An 18,238-nucleotide genomic window follows, 5' to 3' on the forward strand; every position below is an offset into this window, starting at 1 on the left:
CTTCGATGTCTCGGTCGGCCTGGTTTCCTACGAACTCGACCTCTTCGGCCGGGTCCGCAGCCTCAACGAAGCCGCGCTTCAGGACTACTTCGCCAGCGATGCCGCGCAGCTCGGCGTCCGGATCTCGCTGATCGCCGAGGTGGCGTCGCAGTATTTCACCGAACGCGCCCTCCTCGAGGAAATCGAGCTTTCCGAGCAAACGCTCGCGTCCGTCCGCGAGACCCTGGACCTGACCCGCACCCGCCTGGACGCCGGCGACACCACCGAGCTCGACCTGCGCTCGGTCGAGATCCAGGTGAAGACCGCCGAAACCAACATCGCGGCCTACCGCCAGCAGCTTGACCTCACCCGCAACGCGCTCGGGTTCCTGACCGGGACCTCCGCGCTGCCCGGCAATCTTCCCGCCGGCCGGGGGCTTGAACAAGGCCTGGTCGCCGACCTTCACGCCGGGATCCCCTCGGACCTGCTGACCCGCCGCCCCGACATCATGGAGGCCGAACACCAGCTGCGCGCCGCCAACGCCGACATCGGCGCCGCCCGGGCGGCCTTCTTCCCGCGAATCTCCCTGACCGGTGGTGCCGGCACGGCCAGCAAGAGCCTCGGCGACCTGTTCCGCAACGGCAGCAGCACCTGGGCGTTTTCACCCCAGGTCAGCGTGCCGATTTTCGACGGAGGCTACAACCAGGCCAACCTCGAGCTCGCGCAGGTCCGCAAACAGATCGGCATCGCGGCCTATGAGAGGAGCATCCAAACCGCCTTCCGCGAAGTGTCCGACGGCCTGGCTTCCCGCAGCGGGGTCGACCGCCAGATCGAGGCCTACCGCGACCTCGTCGCCGCCCAGCAAGCACGCTTCGAGCTGGCCGGCGACCGCTACGAACAGGGTGTGGACAGCTATTTCCAGGTCCTCGACGCCCATCAGGACCTCTATGCCGCGCGCCAAAACCTGATCCAGCTGCGCCTCGCCCGGCTGACCCATTCCGTCGCCCTCTACAAGGCGCTCGGCGGAGGTTGGAAATGATCGCTCAAGGTGCTTCCACGACTTCGACACTGATGAATGCCGCGGCGTGGGATCCCAACGGATCGACCAGGCGGAAGCTACGATAGGTCCAGTCGGCTCCCGCCACCCCGTCGAAATCATCGAGCGGCGGCAAGCCGTCATCGTGCGCCGGAAGCACCTCGACCACCGCGAGGTCCCGCGGCACCGCCAGGTCGTCGTCGCCCAGGATCCGGTAGACAACGCCGTCGATCTCCGCGGTAAGCGGGCTGCCGGCAAAAACCGCACCGCTCCTCACCGGCAGGGTGAGGGTCAGATGATCGCCGGCCAGCTCCAGTCGCCGCTTGCCTTCGTCGCCGCCGCCGCCCAGCGGGTCGGTGGCCAGCGCGAAGTGCATCAGGTTGGGAATCCCGTCGTCGTTGGCGTCGTCGCCCGGGCCGGCATTTTCGCCTCCGGCCAGACCTGTCGCCAGAGCCCAGCTGTCGTAGGGCGGGAGGTCGGCCACCAGCGCGATGTGGTTGCTGCCACTACCATCGTCGTAGGAGTAGCTGATCTTGTAGCCGGCCGGGACCCCGGCCACGGAGGCGAACCCGGCGCCCGCCAGCGATCCGTAGCTGGCGATGACACGGGCGTCCCCGAGTTCGAGGCCCGCGGCCACGGTCAGGTCGAGCGTCGCCGAAGAGATGTCGAGCTCGCCACCGACCACCAGGCGGTCGGCGCCCGCGGCATCGATCCCGCAGAGGAAGGTGCCGTCGAGCTCCAGGTTCCCCCCGACCCCGAAGGCCGAGGTCTTCGCACTGGAATTCTCCATGCCCGGGGAAAGCGTTGCCCCGGCGGCAATCCCGAGACCGGATGAGAGGCTGCCGGTGCCGGTCAAGGTCGCCCCGGACGCCACGCTCAGCCCCGTGCAAGCCAGGGTGCCGCCAACCTGGAAGACGCCCTCTTCGACCACCACCTCGCCCCCGACACTGCTGTCGGTTCCCAAGGCGAGTTCCAGGAGCCCCGTGCCGGTCTTGGTGAACCCATGGCCGCCGCCGTCGTCCGCGATCCCGGTCTCCGGGTCGTTGCCTTTGCCGAGCGAGATTTCCGACGGCGTGTGGATCGTGAGCGTTGCGCCGATCGTCACCTTCGAGCCGATCCGGAACGAAGCGGGAGCGCCCGCCTCGCCGAGGGTCACCCCGGCATTCAGCCGGAGTTCATTGTAGATCTGCCTCGGCAAGGACGGATGGAAGGCCGAAAGCGATCCGCCGTTCATGACCACCGGCCCGATGCCCAGCGGTCCTTCGGTGAGGCCGGCGTTCCCCGACTGGAGCAATCTCACCTGGCCGTCATGGATCGTCGTGCCGCCCGCGTAGCGATGCAGGTTGGTGCCGGTCTCGTTGTCGGTCCCGATCACCAGGCTGCCGGCGCCGTCCTTGACCAGGGAGCCGGATGCGATCCGGTTGCCTTCCGGCGCGTGGAAGGTGTAGTCCGTGCTCTCCGGATTGTTGACCAGGATCGTTCCGCAGCGCAGCTGCCCGTCGATGGTAACCAGACCGCCACCGGGACTGGTTTCATCGAAGGTGACGTCGTCGAGGAAATGGAAGGTGTCGCCGCCGGCCCAGTTCGCATCGCTGGTGTTCCAGCTCGCATCGCCGCCGTTCCAAACCAGCGATCCGGTCACGACATTCAACACCACCTCGCCGGGACTGGTGGTGACGTCAAAGCCGGTGCCCGCGCGGTAGCTGCCGAAGCCGCCCTCCAGGTCGAGGTTCGCGGTTCCGCCGCTCAGGCTGCCGTCATAACTCAATACCGTCGTGCTGGTCCCGGCGGGAACATCGGTGAGGGCGACGGTGGTCGCTCCCGACAGGGTCAGGTTGCCGCTGACGTGAAGGGCTTCCGGCGTGGAAGGATCGACCCTGAGAACCGACTGCGACCCGGGTGGCGCGGAAGTGTTGAAGCCGAGGTTCCCGCCGATGGTGGTTTCGCCACCGAGGATGCCGGTCTGGGCGACGGTCACGTTGCCGGCCGGATTCGAGGCAGGGCCGAGATCAAGGCGCCCGCGCGAGACCGCGATCTTGCCGCTGAAGCCCGAGGCGTCGCCGAGGAGGACGAAGGTGCCGCTGCGCTTCGTCACGTCGGTGCCGCCGTTGAGGGCGTTGATCTCGAGGTTCGCGGTTCCCGTCAGCGGGCCCTCGAGGTGCACGACGGTTCCGCTGGTTCCCTCGATGCGGGCATTGGATGCGACCGCCAGGCTGCCAGTCAGGTTATGCACGCCCTGGCGGAACGAAAGCGCGCCGCGGTCGCCCTCCGGCTCTGCGAAGCCGTTGCCGCCGATGGTGAGGTCGTTCGAAATCACATGATCATCGTACCAAGCGGCCTGGCCGGTCGGCTGGACGACGATGGGTCCGGATCCGAGGCTTCCGGTGACCCCCGCCTGGAGGCTCCCGGTGTTGACGGTGCAGCCGCCGCTGAAGCTGGCCGGCGCATTGAAGCCGGTGATGCCGCGGCCGTTGCCGCCGACCGTCAGGCTGCGCGCGCCGCCGGCCTCGGTCACGGGCTTCTGGAAGATCACGCCGATCCACGGGGTGACCGTGGCCGTCGCCGCCCCGGTGTTGACGCTGAGCGTGAGATTGTCGCCCAGCACCACGGGAACGTCGAACTGGTTGGCGGGCTCCGGCGGACGGTTGAATCCAGCCGGCGGGGCATCGGAACTGACCAGGGTGCCGAGGGTCGCGCCGGCACCGCCGTTGTCGAACACCAGCGTCGAGGCCACCGTGCCGTCCCGGAAGCGGGTGGCGTACACCGGCGCCGTCTTGTCGCCCAGCATCATGCTCCCGACCATGCGGGTGCCCTTGAGGTTGACGACGTTTTCCGAGGTGTAGTTGATCGTCGAGAGATCCGCCACGGCACCCACGGCGTCGGGCATCGCCGGGTTCCATGCGAAGGCCTGGTCCCAGTCGTCGTAGAAGTTGGTCCAGGTGGCGGCGGCGGCCGGCTGGAAGGAGCCCGAAACCAGGCTGGCCACCAGGCCGGCGAGCCTGCGGGAATGGGTGCGCGGGTTCATCTCAGGAAAGGAGCCGCAACCAGGCGAATGCTGACTGCGGCTCCGTGGGATTCAGGTTTTCGGGCAGCGACCGGATCAGTCACGGCGGCGGCGGAAGCAGACGCCGAGGCCGAGCAAGCCGAGCAGGCCGACCGAAGGTTCGGGAACCGCCGTCCAGTTCAGGTAGACGTCATTCTTGCCGTTGCCGTCGGTGACGCGGCTGGTGGAGAAGGTCCCGAGCAAGGGATCGTAGTTGCTGCCGCCGGTGATCGACGCCACGTCGAAGGTCGCCGTCCCGCCGTCGCCGGTGACGCCGGCACCGAGGTCGATCACGATCCACTCGTGGGAGGATTCCCAGAACACGTCGGAGAAATCGACGCCGGCGGCGAAGGCCAGCGTGATGTCGGCACCCGCCGCGATGTCGAAGACGCCGCCGGTGACCACGACCCCGTCGAAGCCGGTGCCGGACACGCCGAGCGGATCGTCCATCTCGAAGGCCAGCGTGCCGGTCGCGGCGTAGGCAAGTCCGTTGGAGAAGGTCTGGATCCCCGGGCTCATGCCGGGTCCATGGGTGCCCTCGATCATCGTCCGGACCCCGATGCTGCCAACGCCGCCCATCGAGGCTCCGCTCTCGATCAGGATCGCCGACGTCGTCGCCGAATTGCCGGTGATTGAACCACCGCTGGTGGTCAGCGAGCCGCCGCTGGCGACGGTGAGGGTGTGGCTCGAACCCACCATCAAGGTTCCCTCGCGGACATCGATGGCACCACCATAGGTGGTCGCCCCGTTGATCCTCAGTGTGCCGGTCCCCGTCTTGGTCAGGCTCGAGGTGCCGGTGAGGCCAGCATAGGACGAACTGATCCCGATGGTGACGTTCGATGCGGTGTTCAGCTCCGCATCGGCGGCGACGTGAACGCCGCCGTTGAAGGTCAGCAGGCCGTTGTCGACGCTGTCACCGAGGGTGGCATCGCCATTGATCACGAGGTGGTTGTTGAGGCTCTTGGAGCTGGTGCTCGCGCTCGAAAAGGCGCCGCCGTTCATCGTGATGCTGCCGGTACCCAGTTGGCCATACACACCGGCCACCGATGCAGAGAGGCTGGGATTGATCCGGATCCGGCCGTCATTGATGACAGTCCCGCCGTCGAAGGTGTTCTGGTTGTTGTTGGTGCTGGTGCCCGCACCGATGGTCAGCACACCGCTGCCGTTCTTCACCAGCATGCCGGAGGCGATGCCACTGCCGGCCGCCGCTTCCAACGTGTAGTCGCTGCTGCCGTCGAAGGTGATCGTCCCGGTATGCACCTGGCCGTCGATGTTCACGGTTCCCGGAGCGGCCCCGCCGAAAACGACGTCGTCACCCTGGGCGAAGATCCCTTCGGCATTGCCGGTCCAACCCGTGCCCAGATTGCTCCAGACACCGCCGATACCGCCGTTCCAGTTGGCTGTGGCGGTCTGGTAGTGGACGATGACCGCTCCGGGCGTGGACAGCGTGTCGACCGAGGTGCCCGCATGGTAGTTCGCCGCTCCCCCCGCCAGGTCCAGGTTGGCCCCGCCGGCCAGCGAACCACCATACGTGAGCACCGTGCTCGACCCGGTGGCAAAGGAAGACAAACGGATGCCGGTCGCGCTGCTGACCGTGACGTCACCGGCAACATGCAGGTTGCCGGCGCTGGCATTGTCCGCGAACAAGGAGCCTCCCACCGGAGGGGCGGCAGTGGCCGCGCCGAGTTCCAGGTTCCCGGCGATCGTGCCCTTGCCACCGATGTTGCCGAGATAGGACACCACCACGTCGCCCCCGAAGGTCGAACCGATGTCGACGCGGCCCTGGGTCACCGTCATGGTTCCGGTGTAGCTCGACGCGTCGCCGTTGATGCGGATGGTGCCGCTGCGGGTGAGATCGGGCGTGTCGAGACCGTTGATCTCGAGATTCGCGCTGCCGACCAAGCTGCCATTGAGATCCGCCGTCACGTTGCCCCAGGCCTCGATGCGGCTGTTCGATGCAATCGTGATCGAGCCGGTCAGGGTGTGGAACTTGTCGCCGCTGGTCGAGTTCGCGCCCAGCGAGAGGGCACCGCGGGTCCCTGCCGATTCCGCCCATCCGTCACCGTTGAGCACGAAGTCGTTGGCAACCGTCATCCCGCTGCCGGAGAACTGGGCCTGGGCACCACTGGCCACCATCACCGTGCCGGTGCCAAAGCCGGCGTTGGAAGCGAAGGACACCCGGCCGCCTAGGATATCGGTGCCGCCGCTGTAGTTCCCGTCACCGCCGAGCGCCGTGGTGCCAACGCCGCCGACGCTGGTGAAGGTGACCTTCCGGCCCGCCATGGTCTCGTTGATCGCCCCGAGCACCATCGAGGAACCACTCTCGGCAAAGCTCCCCGAGGCAGGGCCGAGGTTGTTGTTGATGGAAAGATTGTCGTTGATGGTGAAGGTCGACAGGCGGATCGCGGGATTCGACGGGAAGCCCGTCGTCATGACAAACGGGCTGGTCGTCGTGGTGAGGCTCGCACCCGCCCCGCCGTTGTCAAAGTTGAGGCTGCCGAAGCTGGTGACCGCCATCGGCGTGCCATCGTTGGTGGTGGTTGCCGTGGTATCCCCGATGACCAGCGTTCCCAGGGTGCGCACCACGGCCGCCCCCGTGCTGTTGTCGCGGAACTGGACCTGCGGCGAGAAACCGCCCGTCAGGTCCGCGGTCAGGTTCGCCGTGGCGCCGACCCCGTCGGGAACCGGGTTGCCGCCCCACATCGCGGTGTCACCCCAGTAGTTGGCACCGGCCTGGGGCGTCCAGTCGGTGGCGGAGGCGGGCTGCAGGACGGCGGTGCCGAGCGCCGCGGACAACAGGCCGCCGCGGCTGATGATGGAACGGATCGAGGGATTTTTGGTCATGGCTTCGTGAGTTACTAGATGTGACGTATCAATGCCGCTTCGAGCAGCGGACATGCCCGCCTTGCCGATAAACCCGGTGCTATGCCCTGCACCCCGCCCCGACAAGGTGGAAACCCGTGGCGATGGCACAATCGATCCATCCCTGGCCCACCGCCGGACACTCCCCCGAACACCGCTGGTGACGAACAACTTGATATCATTCAACCCACTGGTTTTCAGCTCACTAGCCTGGAGCAGAACAAGTCGCTTTCGAGCCCTGGAAGCGTCCTCCCACACCATTCCAAAAATACCCTCTGTGCATTTTTCATGAACAGTTTTTACCGTCGCCTCAGGTCTCCTGGGAAGCCCCTCCTTCGCCCCGTTTCGCACTCATCTGTCGACAGCACATCGACAGTTTTTGAAAGAGCCGGCCGCATGACTTTTGTCCGTCAAGTGCTAGGAACCTCGTACATCCCCGCCACCGTCCGGACGCGTTCGATTGCCCGGGCGTGCTTGCCCGGGACCAACGCAAAACGTCATGCCGTTCCACTACAACATCCGACCGGCGACCCGGATCGTCCGCGCCGCGGCATCCGTCGGCCTTTCCCTCGCCGGCAGCCAACTCCATGGCGAGGACCTGGGCGACTACGTCGACTACCTGACCGGCTCGATCGCAAGCGAGACGGTGTCGCCGCCCGGTCTGGCATGGGAAGTCGCCGACGGCGAGGGCCCGGACGGAAGCAACTGCATCATCAGCGGCTTGATCTGGACAGAGGGGGATCCCTCGATCGCCCAGCTCACGCTGACCGGCCCCGGCATCCTGTCGTTCCAGTGGAGCGTCTCTTCGCTGGCGAACGACGGCTGGTTGAGCTGCCAGATCGGCCAGCCCGGAGGGATCGTCGAGGCGGGACGCATCTCCGGCGACAACGGTGGCTGGATCCCGATGGATGTCTTCATCCCGCAGGGCGTGCACACCGTCAGCTGGATCTACCGGAAGACCACCTACCAGAGCGGCGGCGAGGATCTCGGCAAGCTCGCGCAGATCGACTTCACCCCCCTTTCATCACCGGCCCAGAGCTTCGGCGACTACAAGGCCGCGCACGGCCTCAGCGGCCCCGGCAGCACCCGGGTCGGCGGCCGCAGGATCGACACCAGCTGGCTGATGGGGCTCGACCCGTCCGCGCCGACGCCGGCCGGCATCCACGCGGTGACCGTGGCCAACGGCGAAGCCCGGTTCCGGATTCGCCACGGGCTCGCCGCGGATGGCTTGATGGATCCCGCTTTCAGCAGCGACCTCGCAAGCTGGTCCGGCCGCACGCTCCGCTCGGAGCTGGTCGAAGGCAGCCTTACCGCCGGCTCCGTGGACATCGACTACATCGTGCCGGCCGGCCCGCGCCTGTTCGCCCGGGCCGGGCACCAGCCGCAGGTCGAGCCACCGTCGGCAGCCTTCGCCTACATCCCCCCGGGCCGCTTCCTCGCCGGCAGCCCGCCGTCCGAAACGGGCAGGATCTGGAGCGGCTACGTCTCCGGCAACCACGGCGGCGAGGAGGATTTCCTGCATCCGGTGACGCTGACCAAGGGATTCTTCCTCAACCGCCACGAGACCACCTGGGCGGAATGGACCACCGTCCAGGATTGGGCCAATGGGCACGGCTATCTCGTCGGCGACGGCGACGAGGCCCGCGGCGGCCGCCACCTGCTGGAGGAAGAAGGCGGCAACATCCTCGACTCCGCCCCGGCGGACGACGAGTCGCCGCAGCAGCCCGCCACCAACATCGGCATTTACGACGCGATGAAGTGGCTCAATGCCAAGAGCGAGATGGAAGGGCGGGAACCCTGCTATCTGGTGGTGCTCGACGAGGAGCACGGCGGCACAATCGAGATCTGGAAGGACCAGGGCTTCGACGAGATCTCCAATGAACCCGACGCGCTGCGCTGCAACTGGGACGCCAACGGCTATCGCCTCCCAACCGAAGCCGAGTGGGAGTACGCCTGCCGCGCCGGAACGATCACCGCGCTGAGCAACGGTCTGAACCTCAGCCACGGCAAGCACTACCCGAGCTGGCCGCTGCCCGCCGCGGAGGCGACCCTGAACGACCCGAACCTCGACGGCATCGCCTCCTACTTCGGCAATACCGCCGCGACCCATCCGGTCGGCACGCTTGCACCGAATGCGCTCGGCTTGTTCGACATGCACGGCAACGTCTCGGAGTGGGTGTGGGACCGTTTCAACCCGCTGGTGCCCCGTCAATTCAGCGGGCTGCCGCTGGTCGACCCGAAGGGACCCGAGATCGGGATGTACCGGATGACCCGCGGCGGCGACTGGCGGAATCCCGGCCACATGCTCCGCTCCGCCAGCCGCAACTGGTCACCTCCCGGCGGTGGCAACCATCACGGCAGCGGCTTCCGCTACGCCCTCAACGCCCCCGAGTGACACGATGCCCCAAGTCCGCGCTTGTCGATCCGTCCCGGCTGCCAAGTATTTCCCGGAATGAGAATCGCCATCGGCTCCGACCACGCGGGTTTCAACTACAAGAAGGCCATCATCGCCCACCTGCGGGCGGCGGGCCACGTCGTGAACGACTTCGGCACGGACTCCACCGAGCCGGTCTCCTACGTGACCTGTATCCGCCCGGTCGCCAAGGCCGTGGCCGCCGGTGACTTCGAGCGGGGCATCGTCCTGGGCGGCTCCGGCAACGGCGAGGCCATGGCGGCCAACCGGATCCGCGGCATCCGCTGCGGCGTCTGCTGGAACCTCGAATCCGCCCACCTGACCCGCCGCCACAACGACGCCAACATGATCGCGATCGGCGAGCGAATGATGGAACTTTCGACCGCCCTCGAAATCGTCGACGTGTTCCTCGCCACCCCTTTCGACGGCGGCCGCCACGAGGAGCGCATCCTGCAACTCGACGAGTGAGGCGCTGGATCGGGGCTTTACCCGGCCGGGCCGGCCGCGAAAGGTCGGGGTGCCATGACCACGATTCCCGGACTTCGCAGCCCCTATGACACGGTCGGGGGCATCGTCCACTTCGGGCGGATGCTCGACAAGATTCGCCTTCATGCGGAAGGCCAGCTGCCGCAGGCGTGGATCGACGCGAAGGGCCTGACCCAGGGCTTCGACGGCCGCTGTTGCCGCTTCCTCGGCATCGGCTACCCCGAGCTGGAGGCGCGGACGTTGCAAGGCGGGACCGACGACGAGCTGCTGGCGTGGGCGCTGGAGAACGGCCGGTCGCCGTCCGCGGAGGAGATCGAGATCTTCAACGGCTTCCTCTCCAAGCTGGGCTGGCGCGACGCGGTCGCCGAGCGGGTGACCATCCGCCTCGCCGAGGTCGGCCTGCCTCCCGGCACCGTCCAGACCATGTTCGACTTCATCGACCTCGATGAAGGCCGCCCGCCGAGGTGGGATGGATCCGCGGCGGCTCATTGAAATGGAAAGAATCCCGGGCGCTCCGGGTATGAAGACGGTTGCGGCCATTTTTGGGCTGCGTCCCGGCACTTGTTCCGCTCAACTCCGATCCTTCATTCCATGAAAATCCACCCGCGCCTTTTCCCCGCCATCCTTGCCCTTGGCCTCGCCGGCAGCGGCCTTGCCCGCACCTGGACCGACGCCCAGAGCGGCCGCACCATTGAAGCCGAGTTCATCGGCCTCGAGGATGGCACGGTGAGCCTCGAGCGCGCCGACGGAAAAACCTTCAACATCCCGCTCTCACGGCTCTCCGCCGCCGACCAGGAATTCGCCAAGGGCCAGGCGGCGACTCCCGCCGCCGCGGCCGCCGAATGGCCGACCTGGCGCGGCCCGCGCCGCGACGACCGCTCGCCGGACACCGGCCTGCTCAAGGAGTGGCCGGCCGACGGGCCGCCGCTGCTGTGGACCTTCGACGATGCCGGCAAGGGCTACAGCTCGCCCGCCATCAGCGGCGGCCGCCTCTACGTCACCGGCAGCCGCAAGGGCAAGGCCCAGGTCATCTGCCTCGATGCCGCGACCGGCAAGGAAATCTGGGGCGAGGCGATCGGCGACGACCCGGAGTCCGGCTACAACACCGGCTGGGGCGGCGGCCCGCGCGGCGCACCGACCGTCAGTGACGGCATGGTCTACGCGATGAGCGCCAACGGCGAGTTCGCCTGCCTCAGCGCTGCCGACGGTTCGCGGAAATGGCGCAAGGATCTGGTCAAGGACTTCGGCGGCAAGGTCCCGGACTGGGGCTACTCCGAGTCCCCGCTGGTCGATGGCGACCGGGTGGTCGTCACCCCCGGCGGCAAGGACGGGGCGATCGTCGCCTTCGACAAGAAGTCGGGCAAGAAGCTCTGGGCCAGCAAGGGCCTCGAGGACGATGCCCAGTACTCGTCGCTGGTGCCCGCCGACGTGGGCGGCAAGCGCCAGTACATCCAGCTGTTCATGAACAAACTGGCCGGCGTGGACGCGGAAAGCGGCGAGGTCGTCTGGACCTCCGATTGGAAACAGGGCCGCACCGCCGTGATCCCGACCCCGGTTTTCCACGACGGCAAGGTCTACGTCACCTCCGGCTACGGGGCCGGTTCCAAGCAGGTGAAGATCGACGGCGGCAAGGCCGAGGAAATCTGGGAAAACAAGGTGATGAAGAACCACCATGGCGGCGTGCTGCTGGCGGACGGCCACATTTTCGGTTTTTCCGACGGCGGCGGGCTGGTCTGCCAGGACTTCGAGACCGGCAAGCAGGTCTGGAACAAAAAGGGCGAGGGCATCCAAAAGGGAACGGTCCACTATGCCGACGGCATGCTTTACTGCATGGACGAGGAGGAAGGCTCGGTGTTCCTGGTCGACGCCAGCCCGGTCGGCTTCCTCGAGCACGGCCGCTTCAAGCTGCCGCAGGAAACCAAGCTCCGCGAAGGCACCCAGGGCAAGGTCTGGACCCACCCGGTGGTCATCGGCGGGCGCCTCTACCTGCGCGACCAGGACCTGGTCTTCTGCTACGACGTGAAAGGCTGACTTTCCCGCCTCCGGGGGCTCCGGGGGCGATTTTTTGCCGCTCCGGCGGTGGAACGTCACCTGCTTCCCCTTGCCATCCGGGAAAAAAGCCGCCATAGGGCCGCCCGCCCGCGTCCCGGGCACCCGCCGCCATGTCCTTGAAGATCCGAAATCTCGCCATCATCGCCCACGTTGACCACGGGAAGACCACCCTGGTCGACCAGCTGCTGCAAGCCGGCGGAACCTACCGCGACAACCAGGCCCAGCAGGAGCGGGCGATGGACTCGATGGACCTCGAGAAGGAAAAGGGCATCACCATCAAGGCCAAGAACACCTCCATCCACTGGGAGGGCTACACCATCAACATCGTCGACACCCCGGGCCACGCCGACTTCGGTGCCGAGGTGGAGCGCGTGATGAAGATGGTCGACGGCGTGCTCCTCGTCGTCGATGCCTCCGGCGGTCCCCAGGCCCAGACCCGCTTCGTGCTCCGCAAGGCGATGCAGGAAGGCCTCAAGCCGATCGTCGTCGTCAACAAGATCGACCGCCCGCTGGCCACCCCGGAAAAGGTCCACGATCAGGTGCTGGAGCTGCTGCTCGACCTCGACGCCGATGAGGAACAGTTCAACGCCCCGTTCTGCTACGGCTCCGCCCGCGACGGCTACTTCATGGATCACTGGGACGACGAGCGGAAGGACTGCGTCCCGCTGCTCAAGAAAATCGTCGAGCACATCCCCGAGCCGAAGGCCGACCCGGACGCGCCGTTCCTGATGCTCGTCTCCAACATCGAGTGGGACGACTACGTCGGCCGCGTCGCCATCGGCAAGGTCCTCGGCGGCAGCGTGAAAAAGGGCGATGTCATCCATCTCCTCCGCCCCGACGGCACCAAGGTCCAGTCCAAGGTGATGAAGACCTTCACCTACTCCGGTCTCGCCACCGCGGACTCCGAGGGCTGCGGCGCCGGCGGCATCGTCGGCATCGCCGCCGGCATCGAGGACGTCAACATCGGCGAAACCCTCGCCGGCTCCGCGGACCAGGAGCCGCTTCCCTTCGTCGCCATCGACCCGCCGACCGTGTCGATGCAGTTCTCCATCAACGACGGCCCGCTCGCCGGCAAGGAAGGCAAGCACGTCACCTCGCGCGCCATCCGCGACCGCCTGATGCGCGAGCTCAAGACCAACATCTCGATCACCGTCGAGGACACCGAGACCTCCGGCGTCTTCGAGGTCTCCGCCCGCGGCTCGATGCAGATCGCGGTGCTGGTCGAGCAGATGCGCCGCGAGGGTTTCGAGGTCCTCGTTTCCCGCCCGGTGGTGATTTACCGCCGCGACGACGACGGCAAGCTGCTCGAGCCCTTCGAAACCCTCTACGTCGAGGCTCCCGGCGACTACTCGCAGGGCATCCTCAAGATCCTCATGAACCGCAAGGGCGTGATGGAGAACATGGAGACCGAGGCCAGCGGCCGCGTCTTCATCCAGGCCAACATCCCGACCCGCGGCCTGATCGGCTTCGAGACCGAGCTGGTCAACCTGACCTCCGGCCACGGCATCATGAGCCACCTCTTCAACGAATACGCGCCCTTCGCCGGTGACATTGTCACCCGAACCACCGGCACCCTGGTGTCGATGGATGCCGGCGCTGCCACGCCCTACTCGCTGCAGATGCTCGAGGAGCGCGGCATCCTCTTCGTCGCGCCCGGCGACGCCGTCTACGGCGGCATGCTGGTCGGCGAGAACCCGCGCGTCGGCGACCTGCCGGTCAACCCGGTCAAGGAGAAGCACCTCGACAACATGCGCTCCGCCGGTAAGGACAAGACTTCCAAGCTGACCCCCGCCCTGCGCTTCTCGCTCGAGCGCGCGATCGAATACATCGACGCCGACGAACTGGTCGAAGCGACCCCGCAGAACATCCGCCTGCGCAAGCGCATCCTCGATGCCAACGCCCGCAAGCGCGCGCAGAAGGGTGGCGAAGACCGCAGCAACCGCGGCTGATCCGGAGAAAAGATCTCCTTCCCCAACTGCCTTCCCCGCACGGGCCGCTTCGCAAGAAGCGGCCCGTTGTCATGTAGCCGCGCTGCTTTGCAAGTGGCGCGGGAGTGCATTCCGGCCCGGCCGATCAATGCTTCTTCTCGAGCATCACGAAGACACAGTCCTGGTCTTCCCAGCGGGACACGCCCCAGTTTCCGTGCTCGCCGGTCACCGGCTTGCCCGACTCCGGCAATTTGCACTTCACGTCCTCCCGCTTGAACACGACCACGTGGACCAGCGAACCCTCTCGCTTGAAGCAAATCAGGGTTCCTTTCTTGCCACGGATCTTGAGCTCGCGGCAACCGACGCCAGGAAGCTCCTTGATCCCCTTGGGAATGCAATGGCTCGGGCAGGGCAGCTTTTCCGACCGCAGGTAGTTGAAGAGCTCCTGGTGATCGGAATTCTCCAGATCGAGGGTGAAATCCGGTGACTCGAAGACCTCGATGAAACCGTTCTCGATGCCTTCCAGGGTCAGAGATGCCTGGACGACGCCACCTCCGTCGGCGGGAGGCAGGGAAACGATCTTTGTATCACGACCGGACTCGGGGGCCGAAACCACGAACGCCACCGCGATCCCCGCCGCCGCGGCCAGCGGCAGTCCAAGCCACCATCCCGACCAACGGGACTTCGCCGGCTCCGGCGGGGCGACCGTCCGCACCATGGCCGCGAGGATGTCCCCGCGCAGGCCCGGCGGCGGCTTCACCGACGCCAGGGCGCCCATCACGCGGCGATCGAACTCGTCCGGGCGGCCGCCGTCGTCACCGCGCTCCACGGCGAGGCCCGTGAGAATCTCGTCGCGCAGCTCCACCGGGATGCCCACGGAATTCAGCGCCTTCGCGAACTCCGCGTCGCTCGACCGCTCGTGGGCCAGCCAGGCGCCGAGTTCACGGTCCTTCGCCGCCCAGGCGAGCGCCTCGGCGAAATCCGGGTTCTCCGCGTCCGCGCCATCCGGGCGGAAGCAGCGGAGGATGAAACGTGCTTCCTCCCTATCCATTGTTCCTTTTCAACGCCTCCGGTTCGAGTTGCAGAATGTTTTTCGGTGCGCTCGCCGGCTCCGCGGTCATGCGCCGGCGCAGCATCTCCTTCGCCCGCGAAATCCGCGACATCACGGTGCCGATCGGCACGTCGAGGATCTCGGCGATTTCCTTGTAGCTGTGCTGCTGGAGATAAAACAGGGACAGCGGCGCGCGGAAGTTCTCGTCCAGCTCGCCCAGCAGCTCCAGCGCACGCTGCCCGTCCATCACCCGTTCGGTGTCGTCTTCCTCCGGGCTGACCCGTCCCGCCACCGCCTCGGTCAGCTCCTCGTCGCTGAACCGCTTCGACTTCCGCGCCAGGGCGAGGAACTCGCGGTGCAGCGTCGTGAACAACCAGGTCTTCGCCTTGCTGCGGTCGTTCAACTGATGGCCCTTCTGCGCCCAGATGCAGAAGGTCTGCTGCACCAGGTCGCCCGCCGTGTCGGCATTCTTCGACAACGACATCCCGAAGCGATAGAGCGCCTCGTAATGGGCATCGACGAGTTGTTCGAATTCGGACATGGGACTTCCCTTGGAGCGTCACCCTTGAGGGTTATTCCGCAATTTTCCATCGCGCCATGCGTAGAATCGCTCCAGCGTACCCCGAATGAAACCCCTGCTCCTTTCCCTGATTGCCACCCTCCCCGTTCTCCATGCCGAGTCGACCGACATCGTCGGCAAGGACGGCACGGTCACCGTCCGCCACAACGGCGAGGTCTTCACGGAATACCGCACCGACTCCCGGGTGCCCTACCTCTACCCGCTCCTGTCGGCCTCCGGCGCCTGCCTGAGCCGCCATTGGCCGATGTCCGATGACTACAAGGAAGAGGAGCGCGACCACCCCCATCACCGCTCGCTGTGGCTCAGCCACGGCGCGGTCAACGGCCACGACTTCTGGGCCTGGACCACCAAGGCCAGCGACCCGCGGATCGTCCACAAGGGGATCCGCGCCACCAACTCCACCGCCAACGGGGGCTCGTTCACCGTCGACCTCGCCTGGACCGCCGGCGGCAAAACCCATCTCACCGAGGAGCGGACCTTCACCTTCCGCTGGCCTGACAAGGAAACCTCGATCATCGGGGTCGTCTCCAAGCTCACCGCCGCCGATGGCGACGTGCTGTTCGGCGACACCAAGGAAGGCACCTTCGCCGTCCGCGTCGACCGCACCCTGCGCCTGAAAGGCCAGCAGGCCAAGGGCCACATCGCCGACTCCGAGGGCCGCAGCGACTTCGAGTCGTGGGGCAAGCGCTCGAACTGGGTCGCCTTCACCGGGCCTGACGAAAAGGGCGAGCCGGCGGTGGTCGCCATGTTCGACCACCCGACCAACCTCCGCAACCCGACCTGGTGGCACGCCCGCGACTACGGCCTGCTCGCCGCCAATCCCTTCGGCATCCACGACTTCGAGGGCAAGAAGGACAAGCACCTCGGCGACTACACTTTGAAGAAAGGCGAGACCCTTACCCTTCGTTACGAAGTGGTCCTGCACCACGGCAGCCTCGAATCGGCGAAGCTGCCCGGACTCTGGACGGAATTCGCAAAATGAAACGCCGCCATTTCCTCAGCACCTCCGCTTTCGCCGGGACCTGGTCCCTGCTTGCCCCCCATGCCCGCGCCCAGGGCGCGAACGACGACCTGCGGGTCGCGGTGATCGGCCTCAACGGCCGCGGCATGGCTCACGTCGACGGCGTGATCGGCGCGAAGGGAGCCCGCCTGGTCGCCCTCTGCGACTGCGATTCCAAGGTGCTGGCCCGCGCCAAGGAAAAGGTCGGGAAGAAGGGCCTCGAGGTGACGGTTTACGAGGACTTTCGTACCTTGTGCGAGTCTCCGGACATCGACGCGGTCACCATCGCGACGCCCAACCACACCCACTGCCTGATCGCGATCACCGCGGCCGCGAACGGCAAGCACGTCTACGTCGAGAAACCGGTCTCCCACAACGTCTGGGAAGGCCGCAAGCTGGCGGAAGCCCAGGCGAAATACGGCAAGGTCATCCAGCACGGCTTCCAGCGCCGCTCCGAAACCGCCTGGGCGGAAGCCTTCGCGTGGCTGGCGGAAGGCAAGCTCGGCAAGCTCACGCTCGCCCGCGGATTCTGCTACAAGCCGCGGCCGTCGATCGGCAAGGTTGGCGGCCCGCAAAAGCCGCCGACGGAAGTGAACTACGACCTGTGGTGCGGCCCGCGCGCCACCGACCCGCCGCGGCGCAAGCAGTTCCACTACGACTGGCACTGGCAATCGCCCTACGGCAACGGCGACCTCGGCAACCAAGGCCCCCACCAGCTCGACGTCTGCCGTTGGGCGCTCGGCGATCCGCAGCAGCTCCCGTCCTCGGTGATTTCCTGCGGCGGCCGCTTCGCCCACGACGACGACGGCGACGTCGCCAACACCCAGATCGTGTTCCTCGGCTACGAGCCGGCACCGATCCTGTTCGAGGTCCGCGGCCTGCCGAAGAAGGACGTCGATTACAAGTCCGGCATGGACAGCTACAAGGGCCAGCAGATCGGCAACATCATCGAATACGAAGGCGGTTGGCTCGCCGGCGGCCACAATGCCGGCTGCGCCGTGTTCGACACCGCGGGCAAGAAGATCAAGGAGTTCAAGGGCGGCCGCTCGCACTTCCAGAGCTGGGTCGACTCCATCCGCACGGGAAAGCAGGACAAGATGCTCTCCGCCGAAAGCGGTCACCTCTCGTCGGCCCTCGCCCACATCGGGAACATCTCCTGCGCCCTCGGCGAGCCGCAGATGAGCCGCTACGTCCGCGAATCGTTCACCCACCCGGCTGCCGCCGAAGCGGTGGAGCGGATGGACGCCCATCTCGTCGCCAACGGGGTGGACCTGAAGAAAACCGGCATCCCCGCCGGTCCGCTGCTGACGCTGGACGGCGCGCGCGAAACCTTCACCGGCTCCCTCGCCGACCGCGCCAACGCCCTGCTCAAGGATCCCTACCGCGACGGCTTCGGCATCACGGTTTGATCTCCCACAAGCCGCCGAGGAAAGCCGCATCCACGGCTTCGAGCGTGGCCGCGATCCGGTCCGGACCTTCAGGCGCCAGCGAGTCCGCCGGGTGGGTGGTGGTCACCGCCAGCGCCTTCATGCCCGCCGCCTTCGCGGCGCGGATGCCGACCCGGGCGTCCTCGATCACCACGCACGACGCGGGATCCACGCCGAGCTTCGCCGCGGCCTTGAGGAAGACCTCGGGGTCCGGCTTGCCGCGCGACACGTCCTCGGACGCCGCGATGTCGCGGAATCGCCCGCCGAGGCCGGTGATCCCCAGCACGCACTCGACGTTGCTATGGCTTCGTGTTTGTCAACGGGCAAAGTGCTACTGTTTTCATCGTAGGTGATGAGATTCCGGCGTCCGGTTCAACGCGT

Annotated in this window: 13 protein-coding genes; 8 read left to right on the top strand and 5 right to left on the bottom strand. The window is 66.7% G+C overall.

Features of this window, described 5'->3' with window-relative positions:
* On the top strand, window positions 1-1,018 hold a 1,018-nt coding region (locus IG178_RS23675), incomplete at its 5' end, for an efflux transporter outer membrane subunit (RefSeq protein ID WP_193215074.1).
* Window positions 1,019-1,022: 4 nt separating this feature from the next.
* Here IG178_RS23675 and IG178_RS23680 read toward each other — a convergent pair.
* Together IG178_RS23680 and IG178_RS23685 are read right to left on the bottom strand one after the other, a co-directional pair.
* Window positions 1,023-4,040 carry an autotransporter outer membrane beta-barrel domain-containing protein gene (locus IG178_RS23680; protein WP_193215075.1) on the bottom strand — a complete coding sequence of 1,006 codons (3,018 nt, stop codon included), beginning with the start codon at window positions 4,038-4,040 and terminating at the stop codon, window positions 1,023-1,025.
* Window positions 4,041-4,115: 75 nt separating this feature from the next.
* Complete coding sequence (locus tag IG178_RS23685; protein ID WP_193215076.1) at window positions 4,116-6,902, bottom strand: beta strand repeat-containing protein; 2,787 nt, start codon at window positions 6,900-6,902, stop codon at window positions 4,116-4,118.
* A gap of 517 nt (window positions 6,903-7,419) precedes the next feature.
* Here IG178_RS23685 and IG178_RS23690 point away from each other — a divergent pair.
* The 5 genes from IG178_RS23690 (at window position 7,420) to typA (ending at window position 13,820) form a co-directional block, all read left to right on the top strand.
* Complete coding sequence (locus IG178_RS23690; RefSeq protein WP_193215077.1) at window positions 7,420-9,315, top strand: formylglycine-generating enzyme family protein; 1,896 nt, start codon at window positions 7,420-7,422, stop codon at window positions 9,313-9,315.
* 57 nt (window positions 9,316-9,372) lie between these two features.
* Window positions 9,373-9,801 carry a ribose 5-phosphate isomerase B gene (gene rpiB / locus IG178_RS23695; protein ID WP_193215078.1) on the top strand — a complete coding sequence of 143 codons (429 nt, stop codon included), beginning with the start codon at window positions 9,373-9,375 and terminating at the stop codon, window positions 9,799-9,801.
* 54 nt (window positions 9,802-9,855) lie between these two features.
* Entirely contained in the window at window positions 9,856-10,311 is a 456-nt protein-coding gene (locus IG178_RS23700) for a DUF5069 domain-containing protein (RefSeq protein WP_193215079.1), read from the top strand.
* A 99-nt stretch (window positions 10,312-10,410) separates the two neighbouring features.
* Window positions 10,411-11,850 carry an outer membrane protein assembly factor BamB family protein gene (locus IG178_RS23705; RefSeq protein ID WP_226895717.1) on the top strand — a complete coding sequence of 480 codons (1,440 nt, stop codon included), beginning with the start codon at window positions 10,411-10,413 and terminating at the stop codon, window positions 11,848-11,850.
* A 131-nt stretch (window positions 11,851-11,981) separates the two neighbouring features.
* Window positions 11,982-13,820 (top strand): translational GTPase TypA, encoded by a 1,839-nt coding sequence (gene typA / locus IG178_RS23710; RefSeq protein ID WP_193215080.1) that lies wholly within the window; start codon window positions 11,982-11,984, stop codon window positions 13,818-13,820.
* A 124-nt stretch (window positions 13,821-13,944) separates the two neighbouring features.
* On the opposite strand, the gene IG178_RS23715 is transcribed toward typA, so the two are convergent.
* Together IG178_RS23715 and IG178_RS23720 are read right to left on the bottom strand one after the other, a co-directional pair.
* Entirely contained in the window at window positions 13,945-14,850 is a 906-nt protein-coding gene (locus IG178_RS23715) for a hypothetical protein (protein WP_193215081.1), read from the bottom strand.
* On the bottom strand, window positions 14,843-15,391 hold the full coding sequence (locus IG178_RS23720; protein ID WP_193215082.1) for an RNA polymerase sigma factor: 549 nt from the start codon (window positions 15,389-15,391) through the stop codon (window positions 14,843-14,845). The genes IG178_RS23715 and IG178_RS23720 overlap by 8 nt, the downstream gene beginning before the upstream one ends.
* Window positions 15,392-15,476: 85 nt before the next feature.
* Between IG178_RS23720 and IG178_RS23725 the strand changes: the two genes are divergently transcribed.
* Both IG178_RS23725 and IG178_RS23730 read left to right on the top strand, forming a co-directional pair.
* On the top strand, window positions 15,477-16,412 hold the full coding sequence (locus tag IG178_RS23725) for a DUF6807 domain-containing protein (RefSeq protein ID WP_193215083.1): 936 nt from the start codon (window positions 15,477-15,479) through the stop codon (window positions 16,410-16,412).
* Window positions 16,409-17,839, top strand: a complete 1,431-nt coding sequence (locus IG178_RS23730) for a Gfo/Idh/MocA family protein (protein WP_193215084.1) — start codon at window positions 16,409-16,411, stop codon at window positions 17,837-17,839. Before IG178_RS23725 ends, IG178_RS23730 begins: the two co-directional genes overlap by 4 nt.
* Here the strand turns inward: IG178_RS23730 and IG178_RS23735 are convergent.
* Window positions 17,829-18,143 (bottom strand): HAD family hydrolase, encoded by a 315-nt coding sequence (locus IG178_RS23735; RefSeq protein ID WP_193215085.1) that lies wholly within the window; start codon window positions 18,141-18,143, stop codon window positions 17,829-17,831. The two genes, IG178_RS23730 and IG178_RS23735, sit on opposite strands and share 11 nt — an antisense overlap.
* Window positions 18,144-18,238: the final 95 nt, after the last annotated feature.

Origin of the sequence: Neoluteolibacter marinus (genome assembly GCF_014904755.1) — a bacterium.
Classification (GTDB): Bacteria; Verrucomicrobiota; Verrucomicrobiia; order Verrucomicrobiales; family Akkermansiaceae; genus Haloferula; species Haloferula marina.